The 15,872-nt window shown below is 61.4% G+C and carries 13 protein-coding genes; 11 read left to right on the top strand and 2 right to left on the bottom strand.

Translation table 11 applies throughout. From position 1 onward, the window contains the following. Positions 1-34: 34 nt before the first annotated feature. From ACMFWR_RS24980 to ACMFWR_RS24970, 3 genes are all read left to right on the top strand, one after another. Positions 35-481 (top strand): MarR family winged helix-turn-helix transcriptional regulator, encoded by a 447-nt coding sequence (locus tag ACMFWR_RS24980; protein WP_413195064.1) that lies wholly within the window; start codon positions 35-37, stop codon positions 479-481. A 429-nt stretch (positions 482-910) separates the two neighbouring features. Next, positions 911-2,608: an ATP-binding protein gene (locus ACMFWR_RS24975; RefSeq protein ID WP_413195063.1), complete on the top strand. Its 1,698-nt coding sequence runs from the start codon at positions 911-913 to the stop codon at positions 2,606-2,608. 7 nt (positions 2,609-2,615) lie between these two features. Next, positions 2,616-4,187 (top strand): PAS domain-containing protein, encoded by a 1,572-nt coding sequence (locus ACMFWR_RS24970; RefSeq protein WP_413195062.1) that lies wholly within the window; start codon positions 2,616-2,618, stop codon positions 4,185-4,187. A 123-nt stretch (positions 4,188-4,310) separates the two neighbouring features. Here ACMFWR_RS24970 and ACMFWR_RS24965 read toward each other — a convergent pair whose 3' ends face one another. Beyond that, on the bottom strand, positions 4,311-5,513 hold the full coding sequence (locus tag ACMFWR_RS24965) for a cytochrome P450 (RefSeq protein WP_413195061.1): 1,203 nt from the start codon (positions 5,511-5,513) through the stop codon (positions 4,311-4,313). Positions 5,514-6,077: 564 nt separating this feature from the next. Between ACMFWR_RS24965 and ACMFWR_RS24960 the strand changes: the two genes are divergently transcribed. The 6 genes from ACMFWR_RS24960 to ACMFWR_RS24935 all read left to right on the top strand — a co-directional run bounded on the left by ACMFWR_RS24960 (position 6,078) and on the right by ACMFWR_RS24935 (position 12,577). After that, positions 6,078-6,761 carry a response regulator transcription factor gene (locus ACMFWR_RS24960; protein ID WP_413195060.1) on the top strand — a complete coding sequence of 228 codons (684 nt, stop codon included), beginning with the start codon at positions 6,078-6,080 and terminating at the stop codon, positions 6,759-6,761. 100 nt (positions 6,762-6,861) lie between these two features. Next, complete coding sequence (locus ACMFWR_RS24955) at positions 6,862-7,281, top strand: hypothetical protein (protein ID WP_413195059.1); 420 nt, start codon at positions 6,862-6,864, stop codon at positions 7,279-7,281. A 213-nt stretch (positions 7,282-7,494) separates the two neighbouring features. After that, positions 7,495-8,019, top strand: coding sequence for a cytochrome P460 family protein (locus tag ACMFWR_RS24950; protein WP_413197341.1), 525 nt, complete (start codon positions 7,495-7,497; stop codon positions 8,017-8,019). 532 nt (positions 8,020-8,551) lie between these two features. Then, positions 8,552-10,216: a sugar ABC transporter ATP-binding protein gene (locus ACMFWR_RS24945; protein ID WP_413195058.1), complete on the top strand. Its 1,665-nt coding sequence runs from the start codon at positions 8,552-8,554 to the stop codon at positions 10,214-10,216. Beyond that, complete coding sequence (locus ACMFWR_RS24940; RefSeq protein ID WP_413195057.1) at positions 10,213-11,211, top strand: ABC transporter permease; 999 nt, start codon at positions 10,213-10,215, stop codon at positions 11,209-11,211. The genes ACMFWR_RS24945 and ACMFWR_RS24940 overlap by 4 nt, the downstream gene beginning before the upstream one ends. Before the next feature lie 325 nt (positions 11,212-11,536). After that, on the top strand, positions 11,537-12,577 hold the full coding sequence (locus tag ACMFWR_RS24935) for a substrate-binding domain-containing protein (protein ID WP_413195056.1): 1,041 nt from the start codon (positions 11,537-11,539) through the stop codon (positions 12,575-12,577). A gap of 76 nt (positions 12,578-12,653) precedes the next feature. Here the strand turns inward: ACMFWR_RS24935 and ACMFWR_RS24930 are convergent, their stop codons facing one another. Then, a complete protein-coding gene (locus tag ACMFWR_RS24930) occupies positions 12,654-13,109 on the bottom strand; it encodes an MEKHLA domain-containing protein (RefSeq protein ID WP_413197340.1) in 456 nt (151 codons plus the stop codon). Positions 13,110-13,338: 229 nt separating this feature from the next. On the opposite strand from ACMFWR_RS24930, the gene ACMFWR_RS24925 reads away from it, so the two are divergent. Both ACMFWR_RS24925 and ACMFWR_RS24920 read left to right on the top strand, forming a co-directional pair. Next, positions 13,339-14,028 carry a TetR/AcrR family transcriptional regulator gene (locus ACMFWR_RS24925; RefSeq protein WP_413195055.1) on the top strand — a complete coding sequence of 230 codons (690 nt, stop codon included), beginning with the start codon at positions 13,339-13,341 and terminating at the stop codon, positions 14,026-14,028. Between the two features lie 140 nt (positions 14,029-14,168). Continuing rightward, on the top strand, positions 14,169-15,869 hold the full coding sequence (locus ACMFWR_RS24920) for an efflux transporter outer membrane subunit (protein ID WP_413195054.1): 1,701 nt from the start codon (positions 14,169-14,171) through the stop codon (positions 15,867-15,869). Positions 15,870-15,872 lie beyond the last annotated feature (3 nt).

Below are 15,872 nucleotides of genomic sequence, written 5' to 3'. Positions count from 1 at the left end.
GATCCATCCCGATACACCCAGTGTGGTCACCACGATGCCGTCCTCAGTCGATAGTTATGATTTTCACGATCAGATCGGGCATCTGTTGCGCCGCGCTTACCAGCGCCACGTCGCGATCTTCCAGGACGCGATCCCCGACTCGGAGCTGACGGCCGCGCAATTCGTCACGCTGTGCGCCGTCAAGGAAGCCGAATCCTGTTCGCTGAACGATATTGTCAAATCGACGGCGATCGACCAGGGGACGATCCGCGGCGTCATCGAGCGCCTCAAGACGCGGGGCCTGATTCAAGTCACCGCCGACCCGAGCGATGGCCGCAAGCTGGTCGTCCAGGCCACCCCGTCGGGGCTGGCCCTGGTGGAACGCACGATTCCCTTTGCCCGGGAAGCGACGACACAGACGTATGTGCCGCTCAATCCGGGCGAACAGGTCGCGCTGCATTTCCTGCTGAGCAAGATGATCGGCGCGCCCGAGTCGCACTAAGTCGAATTCAAAGCGCCTGAGCCTCACGGTGTCTGTGCGCCACGTCGCACGTGGCCGCCACGCAACATCGTCCGGGCCAATCCGTATCCAGTGGTGTGACCTTTTCTCACGCGTGCTGCCGGGGGCATGCGGCGGCATCGATGTGATGATCGCCCGCGCAACACGAGGCTCCGCCCGCGGAAACCACGAGCTGCCTCGCTTTTCATTTCTGTCCGCGCGCACTATCGGGTGGCCGTCCTCGCCTCGATGACCTTGCTCCGGAACTTGATTTGTCTTGCGTCCGGATCATCGGTCCTATTTTTTTGTTCTTGCAATTTGCAGTGTGTACACTATAGTTCGATTTGTAGTGTGTACACTGTATTCGACAGGAACCGGCGCCCTGGGCGCAGCCCGTAGTATCAGACCGATGTGCGTGCGCGAGCTCAGACCATGCGACCCCTTCCGATTCAATATGCCGCCCTTGACCGACGCGAGTCCGCGTTCAGCGCTGCCTTAGGCGTCGAATGGGCCGATATGGCAGCGGGCTGGCCGTTTCCTCCGAACGAAGCCGGTCATGGCGACAGCCACGGTACGAGTCACGACGATTCAACGCGCGACCATCCCGCATCGGCGATATCCCAGCCGTCGACCGGAACTGAAGCATCGGCCGCAGCTGTGCTCCGCGCATCCAGCGTGCTCTCCAACACCTTGCCGCAATGCCTTGTCGAAACGCTGTTGAGCATGGCGTTGGACAGCGTCGGCGCGGAGTGCGGCGCACTGGTTGTCCTGAATCAGGATCGGTGGGTCGTGCAAGCGCTTGCACAACGCTGTGACTCGGATCTGACGATCGACCGTGAATGCATCCCGATGTCGGCGAGCAGTGTGCCGGTGTCTCTGGTCTTCACCGTCGCGCAGACACATCAGGTCACGTTCATTGGTGAAGAAAGCACCGCGCTCGCTTACGCCAACGATGTGTACGTGCGGGGGAGGCGACCTCGCTCGATGCTATGCGTGCCGTTGATTCGATATGCAACGGTCGCGGGTGCGCTTTATCTGGAGACATCGCGCGAGCCGATGGCATTCAGCCCGGCGAAAGTGCCGCTGCTCGAGTTCATCGCCGCGCAGGCTGCGATGGCGCTCGAAAGCGGCCGGCTGCATGATCAGCTCATTCAGGAACACCGTCAGCGTTCCAGCGCCGAAGAGCAGCTTCGCACGGCCCTCAGCGAACTTGCACGCGCGACCCGTCTGAAGGCCATGGGTGAGCTCGTCGCGTCGATCGTTCATGAAGTCGGACAACCGCTGGCCTCGATCAATGCATCGGCCAGCGCGGCGATGCGCTGGCTCGAGCGCGATCCACCGGTCATGGATGAAGTGCACGCCATGGTCGGCCATATCAGCTTGAGCGCCCAGCGTGCCAAGGCGATTGTCGAAGCCTTGCGTGCCAAAGCCCGGCAGGCCGCGCCCCGGTTCGGCACGATGGAACTCGGCAGCGCGGTGAGCGAGGCTGCTGCGTTGATCGCCGTTCAGCTCGACGACCTGCATGCGCGGCTCGTCATCAAAGGGTTCGCTGCGCCGGTGCATGTTCACGGAGATCGCATCCAGCTCCAGCAGGTGCTGATCAATCTGCTGGTCAACGGGGCGGAGTCGATGGCCGAACGCGCCAAAGGCGAGCGGCTGCTGTGGCTGACATGCTCGACAGACCAGCCGGGCGAAGTCAGCGTGGTCGTCGAGGATGTGGGCTGCGGTATCGATCCGGCCGTATCCAGCCGGTTGTTCGAGCCCTTGTTCACGACCAAGGAAAACGGCATGGGCATGGGCCTCGCGATTTCGCAGTCGATCGTCGAATCGCATGGCGGTACGCTATGCCTCGGCGCACGCGAGGTTGCGGGCACGCGTGCAACGCTGACGCTGCCCCGCCTCGTCTCTTTGGACAGCAAAGGCACGGACATCGTGGCGCCGCGCATCGAAGCGTCGACCGTTGAAACATCGCCCGTAGAAACATTGCCCGTCGGGACGCGTGTAAGCTCACACCTTGAGGCAGACATGAGCGCAAGCGAGGGTGAGCGCGCGAATCTGTCTGTCGAATCCGCACAGGCCTCGGTACAGATCCCGGCGCACGTCCCTGGACGAGCGGGGGCACAAGGTTGAAACCAGGATGAGTTCGATTCCCCCCGCCCGTTTGCCGGCGACCATGATGCAAGGAAATGTGGCCGGCGGCCCGGGTTTCGATGCCGGCTTTCCCGGCAACGCGCAAAGCCTCGCCGAGATCATCAACTCGATCCCGGCACTCGTATGGTGTGCGCGCCCCGATGGCAGCGCCGAATTTTTCAATCAGCACTATCTCGACTACGTCGGGATGACCACCGAGCAGGCTCAGGATTGGGGGTGGATCGGTTCGCTGCATCCTGAAGACGTATCGGGGCTGTCGGACGTTTGGCAGGCTGTGCTCGCCAGCGGTCAAGCGGGCGAGGCTGTCGCGCGCATGAGACGCCACGACGGTCAGTACCGCGCGTTCCTGTTTCGCACCCATCCGATGCGCGACAGCCTCGGCAATATCGTGCGCTGGTATGGCGTCAACACCGATATCGATGACCGCGTGCGGGCCGAAGAAGAACTTCGGCGCAGTGAGGCTTTTTTTGCCGCCGGGCAACGTCATGCGCGCATCGGGTCGTTTTCGTGGCATTTGGGCACGAAAAAGATCGTCTGGTCCGATGAGCTTTACCGCCTCTTCGATTTCGCGCCTCAGGTTCCGCTGACCCTGGCGTTGATCTCGTCGCGTATTCATCCGGACGACGTGGGGCTGATGGACGAGATGTTCCAGAAAGCACGAAGCGGCGTCCAGGACCTCGAGTATCAGCATCGGCTGATGATGCCGGACGGCTCGATCAAGGCCGTCCATTTCTTCGCGCATCGCGTGATGGACCGGCCCGAGGAAATCGAGTACATCGGCGCCGCGCTGGATATCACGCAGCGTCGGGCTGAGGAAGAAGCGTTGAATATGGCGCGTGCCGAGCTTGCGCATGTCACGCGCGTGATGAGTCTCGGCGCGTTGACGGCATCGATTGCACATGAAATCAATCAGCCGCTGGCGGCGATCGTGACGAACGCCAGCGCGTGCCTGCGCATGCTGGGCGCCGAGCCGCCGGACATTGAGGGCGCGCTCGACACGGCGCGGCGCACGATTCGCGACGGACACCTTGCTGCCGACGTCGTCGGTCGATTGCGTGCCCTTTATGCGCGCAAGGCAACGTCGTTCGATGCGGTCGATCTCAACGATGCGGCGAACGAAGTGATTGCCATGTTGCGTGGCGATCTTGATCTCGCGCGCGTCGCTGTTTATACGCACTACGCCGTCGCGCTGCCGCGTGCAGCGGGCGATCGCGTGCAATTGCAACAAGTCATCATGAATCTGATGCGCAATGCCGCCGACGCGATGAGCGAAATTCACGATCGCCCCCGGCAGCTCACGATCAAAACGCAGGTCGATGGCGAGGACCGTGTGTCGCTGAGCGTGCTTGACGTCGGTCCCGGCTTGCAAGGCATCGACGTCGAGCGGATGTTCGACGCGTTCTATACGACCAAAAGCAAGGGGATGGGGATCGGGCTATCGGTGAGCCGCTCGATTGTCGAGAGCCATCGAGGCCAGATCTGGGGCGAACCCAATGGCGCCCAGGGTGCTGCATTTACGTTCACGATCCCGGTAAAGATCGTCCGGCCGCAAGGCTGACGGCGCGGACGCCGGCTCGTACGGAATGAGAGCAGAGTCCTGCACAACTTCCGCAGGGCTTGTGCAGGACTTCTGCAGCACTCGTGCAGGATGGGTGATCTTATGCGGGCGCGTTTTCGTGCGTCAGGTGTGTTGCACGCGCAGTGATTCAACGCCTCGGACATTGTTGCGCTTTTGCCAGACCAGCGCGTCGAGATCGACCGGAACCATCTTGGGGAACGCTTCAATCAGGGACTCGAGCGCCGTTTCGATTTCGAGCATCGCCAGCCGCGCGCCGAGGCAATAGTGAATGCCGCCGCCGAACGAGAGCGAAGGCAGCGGATTCACGCGGTGAAAGTCGAGGGTGTCCGGATCGCTGAACGTCGCCGCGTCGCGATTGCCTGCGCCGAGCAACAGAAACACCACGGTGCCGGCCGGCACGGTCGCGCCCTCGACTTCGACGTCTTCGAATGCCGTGCGTGCTGTCATTTGCACGGGCGTGTCATAGCGCAGGCACTCGGCCATCGCGGCTTTGAGCAGCGAGGGTTGCGCCTGCAGTTCGGCCCAGCGCTCAGGGTTTCGGAACAGCGCGACGAGCGTGTTGCCAATGACATTCGTGGTGGTCTCGTGGCCGGCGATAAACAGCAGGATGACGTTGGACACGATCTCGTCGTCACTGAGCGTCGTGCCTTCGTCTTCGACGCTGAGCAAAGCCGAAATCAGGTCGTTGCCCGGGCGTGCACGACGCTGTTCGACGATGCGATGGAAATAGGTCTCGAGTGAGCGGGCCGCTTCGTTGGCGAGTTCGAGCGACGGCGGGTCGAGCGGCGACAGATCGAATGCGGAGACCAGCCGGCTCGCCGCTTCAGCGTATTGCGCGCCTTCCGCATAGGGAATGTCGAGCAAACGGCAGATGATCGTCGCGGGCAGCGGCAACGCGAACTCCGAGATCAGGTCGAACGTCGGCTTCGCTCGCAGCGGCGCAATCAGTTCCTGCGTGGTGGCATGGACCAGTTCGCGCAGGGTGTCGACCTGTCTGGCGTTGAACGCTTTCATGAGCAAGGTCCGCAGGCGCGTGTGCGTCGGCGGATTCATCATCAGGAACGTACGGTCGAGTGCCTGAAACACGGGCTGGCCCGTGGCAGCGTCGCCATAGCGCGCGCGAACGCTTTGCATATACGTCTTGCCCATACGGCGATCGCGCAGCAGCGCATCGATCACGTTGTAGTGCGCCGCGATCATGGCTCTGGGGCCGACGGGCAACAGCGCGCCTGCGCGCCGGATCTGATCGTAGTAGGGGTAAGGGTTCTGGTAAAAGGCGGGCGAAGCGAAATCGGCGAAGTTCATGCTGGGGGAGTCGGCAGGATCGTGGACGTAGCAGGCGAGTGATGCAGGCAATTAACCGGGACAAACAAAGCAAGCGAATGACGCAAGCCACTGACGCTGGCTAAGGCGGCAAGCCAGTGACGCTGGCTAGTGCGGCAAGCCAATGACACAAGCAGACGAAGCAAGCGTCGCGCTGAAGCATGCGCGTGCATGACGTATAACACAGCACCTTGATTGGCGCTGTGGGGCATGGCGAATTGACTTTACGCAATGGCGGTCTGGACACGGTGCCATTTATGTATCCGAACGTAGCTGCAAGTATCTGAACGTACCGGAACGTATCTGAATGTGTATGCGCGGGGTAACTGTAAGAAACGGCCTTGTATGTGTCAGCGAAGTGCCACACAATCGCTGGCGCCAGCATGTGCCCTGCGCAGAATGTAGCGACCTCATGCGAAATGCGCATAGCGATACGCCGTCATGTTGATGCGGCATCAAGCAGCGCGTATGCGTTAAATCCGGCGTCGAGTGTCGATACGTCATGTACGTCTTTCGACCTGACGCGTTTTCTCATCTTTTCCCTGTATGAATACCGTACCGGATCATCGTTCGTTACCTATCGTTTATGTCGTGGACGACGACGAGCTTGTGCGCGGCGCGCTGGCGAGCCTGTTGCGCTCCGTCAGTCTCGAGGTGCGGGTATTCGATTCGACTGAAGCGTTTCTGGCTGCGCCGAAGGCGGCAGGCCCGTCGTGTCTGGTGCTCGACGTGCGGTTGCGGGGACGCAGCGGACTCGCGTTTCAGCAATTGCTCTTTGAAAGCGGCTTGCCGCATATGCCGATCATTTTCATGACCGCGCACGGGGATATCGCCATGAGCGTCAAGGCGATGAAGGCAGGCGCGATGGATTTTCTGTCCAAGCCGTTTGGCGAGCAGGAGATGATCGATGCCGTTAATGCCGCACTGGCATGCGATACGCAGCGTCTTGCTGCCGAGCGCGACCTGGACGATGTCCGCGCATGCTGGGAGTCGCTTACGCCGCGTGAGTGCGAAGTGCTCGGGCATGTGGCGGCCGGCCTGATGAACAAGCAGATTGCCCACTTGCTGGGCATCGCCGAGATCACAGCGAAGATTCATCGCAGTCAGGCGATGCGCAAAATGCAGTCGCGCTCGGTCGCCGACCTCGTGCGCAAGATGGAAGCGCTCGGCGTCGGCGATTTAGCGCCATTGAGCCACACACGCGCGCATGAGGGACATAAACCTTCGTAGGGGGTGCGCGTCCGCATGTTTGATGGTCCGAAATCGTGTTGCATGGTGTCATTGCGTTATGCCGAGTCATCCTGCGGCACCACGAGAACCGGAGCTGAACATGTTGACGTACTTTCCCGACGGTGCGCTGCTGCGAATCCTGATTGTCTATCTGGGTATGGGCGTGGCGATGCTGATCGCAGCGGTGGTGCTTCGCGCGCAACGCCAACGGCAGCAACTCGACCGGTTGGCGGCGATACTCGAGCGCCCAATGGGGGAAGGCATGCGCATCGTGCTTCCGGAGTGCGGGTCTGAGAGCGTCGTCAGACTGGCAAAGGCGATCAACGCGACGTTACGAGGTTGCGCTGAACGCGAATCAACGTGGCAGACCGTGCAGGCTGCTTATGCCTACGATATGCGCTCGCCGCTGACACGTATCGGGATCCGGTGCGAGCGGCTGGGCGACGAAGCACTGCGTGACGCGATCGAGCGCGACCTCGCTCAAACCAATGAACTGATCGACGCGAGTCTGGCCGCTTAGACGCCTGATCGGATCCGTATTAGACGCTCATACGCATGGATGATTACGTGCGTGCGAGCGCTGAAATACATTCAAGCATCCATTCAATTCCCCGCTAAGACAATGCTCACGCGCTCACTGATGACTCCGCTTTCCCGTTCCAGGGCCTTGATGATGGCCGCCCTTGCTTGCGCCGTGATGCCGGCTGCGTTTGCCGCCGACGCGTCTCAGTCGATGCAATCCGCTCAGGGAGCGAGTACGGTAGCCGCTACTGCGAACGCAAGCGCCACGCCAGCAACAACGGTATCCGCCAACACGACGTCGAGCACCGTTGGCCAGTCGCTAGCCTCGCCAATCTATGGCGTGACGATTCCGAAGGGATATCGCAAGTGGGAAGTGATCGCACCCGCGGAAGAAGCGGCCCCGCTCGATGAATTGCGTATGGTGCTCGGCAATTCGGTGGCGATCAAAGCGATCGAAAAGTCGACGCTGCCTTACCCGGACGGCACGATCCTCGTGAAGCTCGCCTACAAGCGCAAGCAGTCCGACGACTTTGCACCGGCGACGGTGCCGGGCCAGGCCACGACCGTGCAGGTCATGGTCAAGGATTCGCGTAAGTACGCGTCGACTGGCGGCTGGGGATTTGGTCGCTTCATCAACGGCGTGCCCGTCGACGAAGCGCAGCACAAGACCTGTTTCGCGTGCCACGAAGCGCGCGTCAAGGATCGTGACTACGTCTTCACGCGTTTTGCACCGTAATTGGCCTGCGTCGCCGCAGCATCGTTATAGCGACAGCGGCCGCAAGGGCCGTTGGGTCAGCCAACGCGCAAGCCGGAATGCACTCTCGGCACCGGCTGGCGCGCTTTCTTTGTCGGCGGCCTGTCGCCTGTCGCCGTCCCTATTACTTCCCCCCGCCGCATCCATTCGTTGTGCGTTGATCCACCCGTATTCGTCTGACAAGAAGCTGGCCGTCGCCCTGCCGACGTCTTCAGGCGCGCCAGCACGTCCGAGCGCGGTGTGATCAGCGACGGCCTTCTTTAGCGGATTCCCGGCCCCGACCCGGTGACATGCACTGATCCGCTTATCCGCCCCGCCACCCGTAAAGAATCCGTGAAAACGATAGGATTGTCACAAACGCTGAGATATTTATGTCAAAACGGGCGTCGTTCAGGGCTCAATTAAGGGGTAAATGTTATTGACACGTCATTTACCTGATGCAAAGATCACAACACAAATTGCGACACGATCGCGACGTATAAGCATTCGTCGTACCGACGAAGGAGACATCACGATGAGTGAGCCGGTTGCGGGCGCGGCCGCTTCATCGCCTCGAGTGCCATTGATCCGGGTTACGGGCGTCACCAAGAAATTTGGAGGCGTGCAGGCTCTGCGCGGCGTGAATCTGGAGGTATTGCCGGGCGAAGTCCACGCGCTGCTCGGTGAGAATGGCGCGGGCAAATCGACCCTCATCAAGATCCTGAGCGGTGTGCACGCGTATGACGAAGGCTCGATCGAAATCGCCGGCCAGAAAGTCGCTTTCGAGTCGCCGGCCAAATCGCGCGAAGCGGGCGTTGCCGTCGTCTATCAGGATCTGAGTCTTGTCGAATCGTTGTCGGTGGGCGCCAACCTGATGCTCGGGCGCGAGCCGCGCACGCGGCTCGGCTTCGTCAAGCAGCGCGAACTGATGGCGCAAGTCAGCGCATTTCTGCGCGAACACAATATTCCGCTGGACCCGCGCGTGCCCGTCGACTCGCTGCCGTTTGCGTATCGGCAGATGACGGAGATCTGCAAGGCGCTGATGGGCGACGTGCGCGTGCTGATTCTCGACGAACCGACATCGGCGCTGACGGGCGGTGAGGAACAGATCCTGTTCGACGCGATTCGCACGGTCACGCAGCGCGGTGTCGGTGTGATTTATGTGACCCACCGGCTTAACGAGGTGTTTCGCATTTCCCAGCGCGTGACCGTGTTTCGCGATGGCGCGAATGCAGGGCAATTTGCCACTGCAGACACCGATATGAAGCAGCTTGTCGCCGCGATCATCGGACCGCGACAGGCGGCGAGGCAGGCCAGAACGGAAACGGTCACCGGCACAGCGGGGCATGACGCGACGAGCGTGGCGGCACACGTCGCAACAGGAAGTGACGGACTGGGCACGGGAAGGACGGAAAGCACCGAACAACGCGCCGCATCCCAACAGACGCGAATCGCCCCCGTCCTGACACTATCGAACGTAAGCAATGCCCGTCTGCATGGTGTCGATCTGTCGGTGCTTCAAGGTGAAGTGCACGGCCTTGCGGGTTTGATCGGCAGCGGCCGCACGGAAATCCTGCAGACGATATTCGGTCTCTTGCCCATTGAAGCGGGCTCGATCGAACTCGACGGGCAGCCGCATGCGCCACGACGTCCCGGCGACGCGATTCAACGCGGCATCGCGCTCGTGCCGGAAGACCGGCATGTCCAGGGCCTGGTGCTCGATCACTCGATCGAACGCAACCTGACGTTGCCGCGCTTGCCGCAGTTTTCAAACGGCGGATGGCTGCGCGCCAAAGCGGCTGCATCGCAGGCGCGCACGGCGATGACGCAACTTTCCGTGAAGGCGCCCGATGCGTCGACACCCGTGAAATTCCTGTCCGGCGGCAATCAGCAGAAGGTCGTGTTCGCGAAGTGGAACCATCCGCGGCCGACCGTGTTGCTCCTCGATGAGCCGACCGTCGGTGTCGACGTCGGTGCACGCGAAGAAATCTACGGTGTGGTGCGCGATGCCACGCGCGCTGGCACGAGTGTCGTCGTCGTGTCGTCGGACCTGGACGAGTTGTTGCGGCTCTGCGATCGCATTTCGATCGTGGTCGACGGCTCGATTGCACGCACCGTCGAGCGCGCGCAGGTGCGCAACGCGGAGGAGCTGCATCACCTTATTCAAACGCCCCGGCTGACTGAAGAGCTTGCCACATGACCGAGTCCGTTTCTCGTATGCCCGCAGAGCAACAAGCTACCCAACGCCATGCGCGCATGCGGCGCATTGCGCAGATCCTGTTGCAAGGCGACAGGCCGTACATGCTGTATATCGCGTTCGTCGTGCTGCTGGTCGTGTTCAGCTTTGCATCGCCGTGGTTTCTGTCGATCGATAACTTCCTCAATATCGGGCGGCAGACGGCTTTGGTGTCGATTATCGCGATCGGCATGACGTTCGTGATCATTGCGCGTCAGATCGATCTTTCCGTCGGCTCGGCGCTGGCGTTGTCGGGTATGTCGGCCGCGCTGGCCATGTCGCACATCAGCGATAGCTGGATCGTCGGCGCGATTGCGGGCATCGGCACCGGCGCAATCATCGGGGCCATCAATGGCTTTGTGACGACGCGCCTGAACATCCCGTCGTTCCTCGTCACATTGGGTTCGCTGAGCGCGGCGCGCGGGCTTGCATTGATGGTCACGACCACACGGCCCGAAATCATCACGAACGACCGCTTTATCGCGATCTTTGGCGAAGGGGATATCGCGGGCATTCCGGTGCCGATTCTCTGGACGCTGCTTGCGGTGATCGGCGGCATCTTGCTGCTGCACTACAGCGTGTTCGGCCGGCAGATCTATGCGGCTGGCGGCAATCCGACCGCGGCCCTGTATTCGGGCATCAACATTCGTCGTGTGACGACGCTCGCCTTCGTGCTGACAGGCGTGCTCGCCGGTGTCGCAGCACTCGTCCTGTCGGCGCGCTCGCATGCGGCGCGACCGGATGTCGTGCAGGGCATGGAGCTCGACGTCATCGCGTCAGTCACGCTGGGCGGCTGCAGTTTGTTCGGCGGACGCGGCTTTATTCTCGGCACGTTGCTTGGCAGCCTCATCATCGGCACGCTCAACAATGGCCTCGTGCTGCTCGGCGTGAGTTCGTCGCTTCAGCTCGTGATCAAGGGCGTGATCATCGTTGCAGCAGTTGCGTTCACGCGTAAATGACGTATGCGATGAAGGCCTGGTCATCGGGATTTCAGGCGCACGCGCCACACCGCATTTGAGCGATACCGCGCCTTTGCAAAGCGGCGCTCAAGCATGAGAGCTTTTCAGTACTACGACTTTTCAGCAGTACAGCATCACAGCGGTACAGCATGACAAGGCGGGCTACCCGGCGTCATTCCAATAACAGCAGGAGACGTAGCCCATCACGACCAACGGAGGAAACATGAATGATCGTCGTGGATCAGTAGTAAAGCTGGCGAGCGTAGCGGTAACCACTGCCATGGCCCTATGCTGCTCGCAGGCATTCGCGGACGCATGCACCCCCTTGCCGGCTAATTCGATCGGACCCGCAGGCATCGTCGGACAAGGGCCGAACGGCGAAAAAGCAGCGTCCGTCGACGCCGTCAAGCTGACGGACGCCGAAGCTGCCAAGATCAAGGCGGGCAACTTCAAGGTCGGCATTTCGATGCAGACCATGAACCTCGACTGGTCGCAGCTGCAGGTGGCGGGCATCACCGATACGCTCAAGAAATATGGCGTTGAAGTGATTGGCACCGCGTCGGCTGAGTATCAGGTCGACAAGCAGATTGCCGACATCGAAAACACGATTCAGCGCCACCCTGACGGCATCATTTCGATTCCTGTCGATGGCACGGCGACGGCCGCGACCTATAAGAAAGTGTCGCAAGCCGGTATCAAGCTCGTGTTTATGGACAACGTGCCAACGGGCCTCAAGCATCCCGAGCAATACGCCGCGATGGTGTCGGCTGATAGCGAAGGCAATGGCCAGATCGCGGCGAAGGTGCTCGCGTCGTGCGTGCCCAAGGGCGGAACGATTGGCCTCGTGAACTTCGGTGTCGATTACTTCAGCACGAAAGAGCGCACCAAGGCAGTCAATGACTGGATGAAGAAGAATCGTCCGGACATCAAGATCAAGCAGGTCGACTTCACGGACCCGTCGAAGGTCGGTCAGATTGCCGGCGACTTCCTGACGGCGAACCCGGACGTCAAGGGTGTGTTCGCGGTGTGGGACCAGCCTGCGCTCGATACGCTGACCTCGATGCGCGCGCAAGGAATCAATACGCCGATGACGACGGTCGACCTCGGCCTGGAATCGGCGATTGAAATTGCCAAGGGCGGTCCGCTCAAGGCCACGGGTTCGCAACGTCCTTATGATCAGGGCGTCGCCGAAGCCATGGCGATGATGAAGGCGCTGCTTGGCCAGACGCCACCTGCATGGATCGGCGTGCAATCCCTGCCTGTCACGCAAGCGAACGTGCTTGAGTCATACAAGACGGTGTTCAAGAAAGACCCGCCGCCGCAACTGGCCGACGCCTGCAAAAAGGCCGCGCCAGCGTGCAGCTGATGAGCAACTGACGGCACAACTGACGGCACTCCAGGGAGAAAGCTTGAGAGCGAAGCCTTTGCGGGCTTCGCTTTTTTTATAAGGGCTTCACTTCCGGCAGCAGTGCCGCTTGTCCGCGGTACACGCCGTTTTCATCAGTCAATTGCCATACCGTCACATGTTCGATCCAGAAGCGCGTGCCGGACTTCGCGATGCGGATTCCGCGGTAGTTCGTGACAAAGCCATGCGCAGTAACTTGCTCAAGAAAGGCCTGACGCTCGCTGCGCTCAGGTGCTTCGGCTGAGAGGCGCGAGGGCAGCGCCGTCAGCTCGTCCCAGCGATAGCCAAAGATCTCCTGCGCTCGCAGATTGCCGTAAACGAATACGGGATCGGCTTGCGTGTCGTGCGCAAGGATGCCGAACGGTGCGGCTTCATACAGCCACGCCGCGCGTTCGTTCGCTGGCACGGTGTCGGGCACCAGCGGTTGGCCAACGAGACGGCGGTAATTGTCCGAGAGCAGTCGAAAGAAATCGGGATCGGTGGATCGCGACAGTGCGGCGGGCTGCGTTTGCGTCATAGAGAAAAAGGCAATGCATGCATACGGAATGCCTCAAGCATACCGTGCGATCCGGCAACGCGAATGGCAGCCCTGATGGCAACGCGCTTTTTTGAAGAGGGACAGACGCTAAAAAATCAGCATTGAATTCCTTGTTTGAGTCGACTAGCTTGAACGAAACGCACCGGTGGAGTTTCCAGTACATGCACCGTGAATAAGGAAAGTCATGGAAATGGAAACGGCCCTCAAGTCGGGAAGAGGTGGTCGCCCTTCGCGATCTGACTCCGAAGTGCGCGTGCATGCGGTGCTCGAAGTGGCGAAGGGCAAATTCCTTTCACAGGGCTATCGGGAAACCAGCCTCGACTCGATTGCGCGCGATGCCGGCGTGGCGAAGAAAACGCTTTATGGCCACTTTGGCAGCAAGGCCGGCCTGTTCGACGCTATCGTGCGGACATTGACCGATGCATGGGTCGAGGAACTCCGGAAGATCGTCGCCAAGGAAAACGGTGCAGATGCCGTGCTTGAAGCGGCGGCCCTGCATCTGCTCGATGTCGGCACGCGGCGCGACATGATCGAGCTGTATCGCTTGCTGCTGGTCGAGTCCCGTCGGTTTCCGACGCTGGTCGACACGTATCGTGGCCGCTGCGGCAAGCTCACGGGCATGGAGCCGCTGACCGAGTATCTGAGCCGTGCAGTCGGGCGGCGTGAGCTTGAACTCGACGACGTGGACCTCGCCGTCGAGCAGTTTGTCCATCTGGTGCTGGGCTGCGTGCGCTCGCGCATGCTGCTCGGGCGCGCTCCCCGGCCGAATGTAACAAGCCGGCGCCGTATCGCAAGACAGGCGGTCGCCATCTTCCTGTCAGGTTGCGCAGCCGGCGCAGAAAGTCGGGCTGCGCAAGCGTGTCGGTCTGCGTAACATAAGGATCGCCTTTCCTAAGCATTCGCTTGTCCTGCCGTACAGGTTTCCAACGCTGGTATCCAACGCAGTTATCCGAAGCAGGTATCCGTAGCACGGTCGACGCAGCCTGGTGGCCGTGGGTTCATGGAGAAACGCGCATGAGGACAGATCCGCGTATCGCGGGCTCTGGAGCAGCAAGCGGCCCCGTGCGGCCGCGATGGCGGCGGCTCGACAACGGTCTGACACCGGTGTCGAGGGTCGCCGTTTTGCTTGCCGCCGGGCTGGCGGCTGCGCTCGCGGGTTGCACGCTGGGCCCCGACTATCAGAAGCCCGAGGTGCAGGTTCCGCAAAGCTTCAAGGAAGGCGTCGACTGGCAACGGGCCGAGGCGAATCCTTCCGCAGCGATCTCGAGCACCTGGTGGAAGATGTATCAGGACCCCGTGCTCGACGACCTCGTCGATCGTTCGGTCAAGGCCAATCTGTCGATCGCCGCGGCCGAAGCGGCGTATCGCGTCGCGCTTGCGACCGTCGAGGCCAACACGGCGAGCCTGTTTCCGGTGGTCTCGGCGAGTCTCGCAGCGTCACGCACGGGCATCGGCTCCGGTGTGACGTCGTCCGGCCTTTCGTCGTCAGCGGCGGGGTCGGCGGGCGCGCTTGGCGCTGGTGTGCACAACAGTGTCAGTGCGACCGCGTCCGCGAGCTGGGAAATCGATCTCTGGGGCTCGATTCGCCGGCAGATCGAATCGGCGAAAGAGAGCGCGCAAGCGAGCGACGCGCAACTCGCGGGCGAGCGGATTTCGATCGAAGCCAGCGTGGTCGTCGATTATTTCGCGCTCCGGCAAGCCGACTATGACATCCAGTCGTTGAGCAAACAGCAGGAGATCGATAACCGTCTGCTCGACATGGTCCAGCAGGCGTATCGCCAGGGCGCCGCTTCGAGCGATCAGGTGCTTGTCGCTCAGGATGATCTTGAAACCATCGTCGCCGAGCTGCAGACCACGCGAATCACGCGCGAGCAGGACGAGCACGCACTGGCCGTGCTGGCCGGCGTGCCGCCGCAGGGCTTTACGATTCCGCCCGATCCGGGGCACGAGTTCCTGATTCCGGACATTCCGCTCTCGCTGCCCTCGCAATTGCTCGAACGTCGTTATGACGTGGTCAGCGCCGAACGTACTGCGGCTGCCGCGAACGCGCGGATCGGCGTGGCCGAGGCGGCGTTTTTCCCGGACCTCACGCTGACCGCTGAAGGCGGCTTCCAGCACAACACGTTCGCGCATCTGTTCTCGCTGCCGAACCGCCTGTGGACGCTGGGTCCGACGCTCGCCGAAACGGTCTTCGACGCGGGCTCGCGTACCGCTGCCGTGAGGCAGGCGCAAGCCACGTATGACGAAGACGTGGCGTTGTATCGCAACACCGTGCTCACTGCGTTCAGCAGCGTTGAAGACAGCCTGTCGTCGGTCAACCATTTGCGCACGCAGGAAGAGTCGTTCGCGAACATCCTGCATCGCAATCAGCAGTTGTTTTCGAGCATGCGCGCGCAGCGCGACGCCGGTGCGGCGAGCGAGCAGGACTTGCTGAACCAGCAACTGACGCTGGTCGAGGCCGAGCAGAGCCTGCGCGACACGCAGTCCGTGCTCGCCCAAAGCACGGTCACGCTCGTCAAGAACCTCGGTGGCGGATGGCAATGGGATGACGACAAGGCCTCATCGGCGGCCGGCCATCCGTTCTCGTCGACGGGCTACGGGTCGTTGGAATCGCAGGCGCGCGAGCAGGATGCGGGCACGCCGCCCAATCCGACCAATGCGACCAACACGACCAACACGACCAACGCGCCTGCCACACCGCAGCCACATAACTAAAGA

The sequence above is a fragment of the Pararobbsia alpina genome (genome assembly GCF_965118125.1).
Lineage (GTDB): Bacteria > Pseudomonadota > Gammaproteobacteria > Burkholderiales > Burkholderiaceae > Pararobbsia > Pararobbsia alpina_A.
Note: the sequence above shows the minus strand (reverse complement) of the source record. Positions and strands in the feature narration are given on the sequence as shown.

Bases quoted from the DNA above. Each gene is read 5' to 3' on its own strand.
- ACMFWR_RS24980 (WP_413195064.1), top strand. From the start codon at position 35: ATGCCGTCCTCAGTCGATAGTTATGATTTTCACGATCAGATCGGGCAT.
- ACMFWR_RS24975 (WP_413195063.1), top strand. From the start codon at position 911: ATGCGACCCCTTCCGATTCAATATGCCGCCCTTGACCGACGCGAGTCC.
- ACMFWR_RS24970 (WP_413195062.1), top strand. From the start codon at position 2,616: ATGAGTTCGATTCCCCCCGCCCGTTTGCCGGCGACCATGATGCAAGGA.
- ACMFWR_RS24965 (WP_413195061.1), bottom strand. From the start codon at position 5,513: ATGAACTTCGCCGATTTCGCTTCGCCCGCCTTTTACCAGAACCCTTAC.
- ACMFWR_RS24960 (WP_413195060.1), top strand. From the start codon at position 6,078: ATGAATACCGTACCGGATCATCGTTCGTTACCTATCGTTTATGTCGTG.
- ACMFWR_RS24955 (WP_413195059.1), top strand. From the start codon at position 6,862: ATGTTGACGTACTTTCCCGACGGTGCGCTGCTGCGAATCCTGATTGTC.
- ACMFWR_RS24950 (WP_413197341.1), top strand. From the start codon at position 7,495: ATGCAATCCGCTCAGGGAGCGAGTACGGTAGCCGCTACTGCGAACGCA.
- ACMFWR_RS24945 (WP_413195058.1), top strand. From the start codon at position 8,552: ATGAGTGAGCCGGTTGCGGGCGCGGCCGCTTCATCGCCTCGAGTGCCA.
- ACMFWR_RS24940 (WP_413195057.1), top strand. From the start codon at position 10,213: ATGACCGAGTCCGTTTCTCGTATGCCCGCAGAGCAACAAGCTACCCAA.
- ACMFWR_RS24925 (WP_413195055.1), top strand. From the start codon at position 13,339: ATGGAAATGGAAACGGCCCTCAAGTCGGGAAGAGGTGGTCGCCCTTCG.
- ACMFWR_RS24920 (WP_413195054.1), top strand. From the start codon at position 14,169: ATGAGGACAGATCCGCGTATCGCGGGCTCTGGAGCAGCAAGCGGCCCC.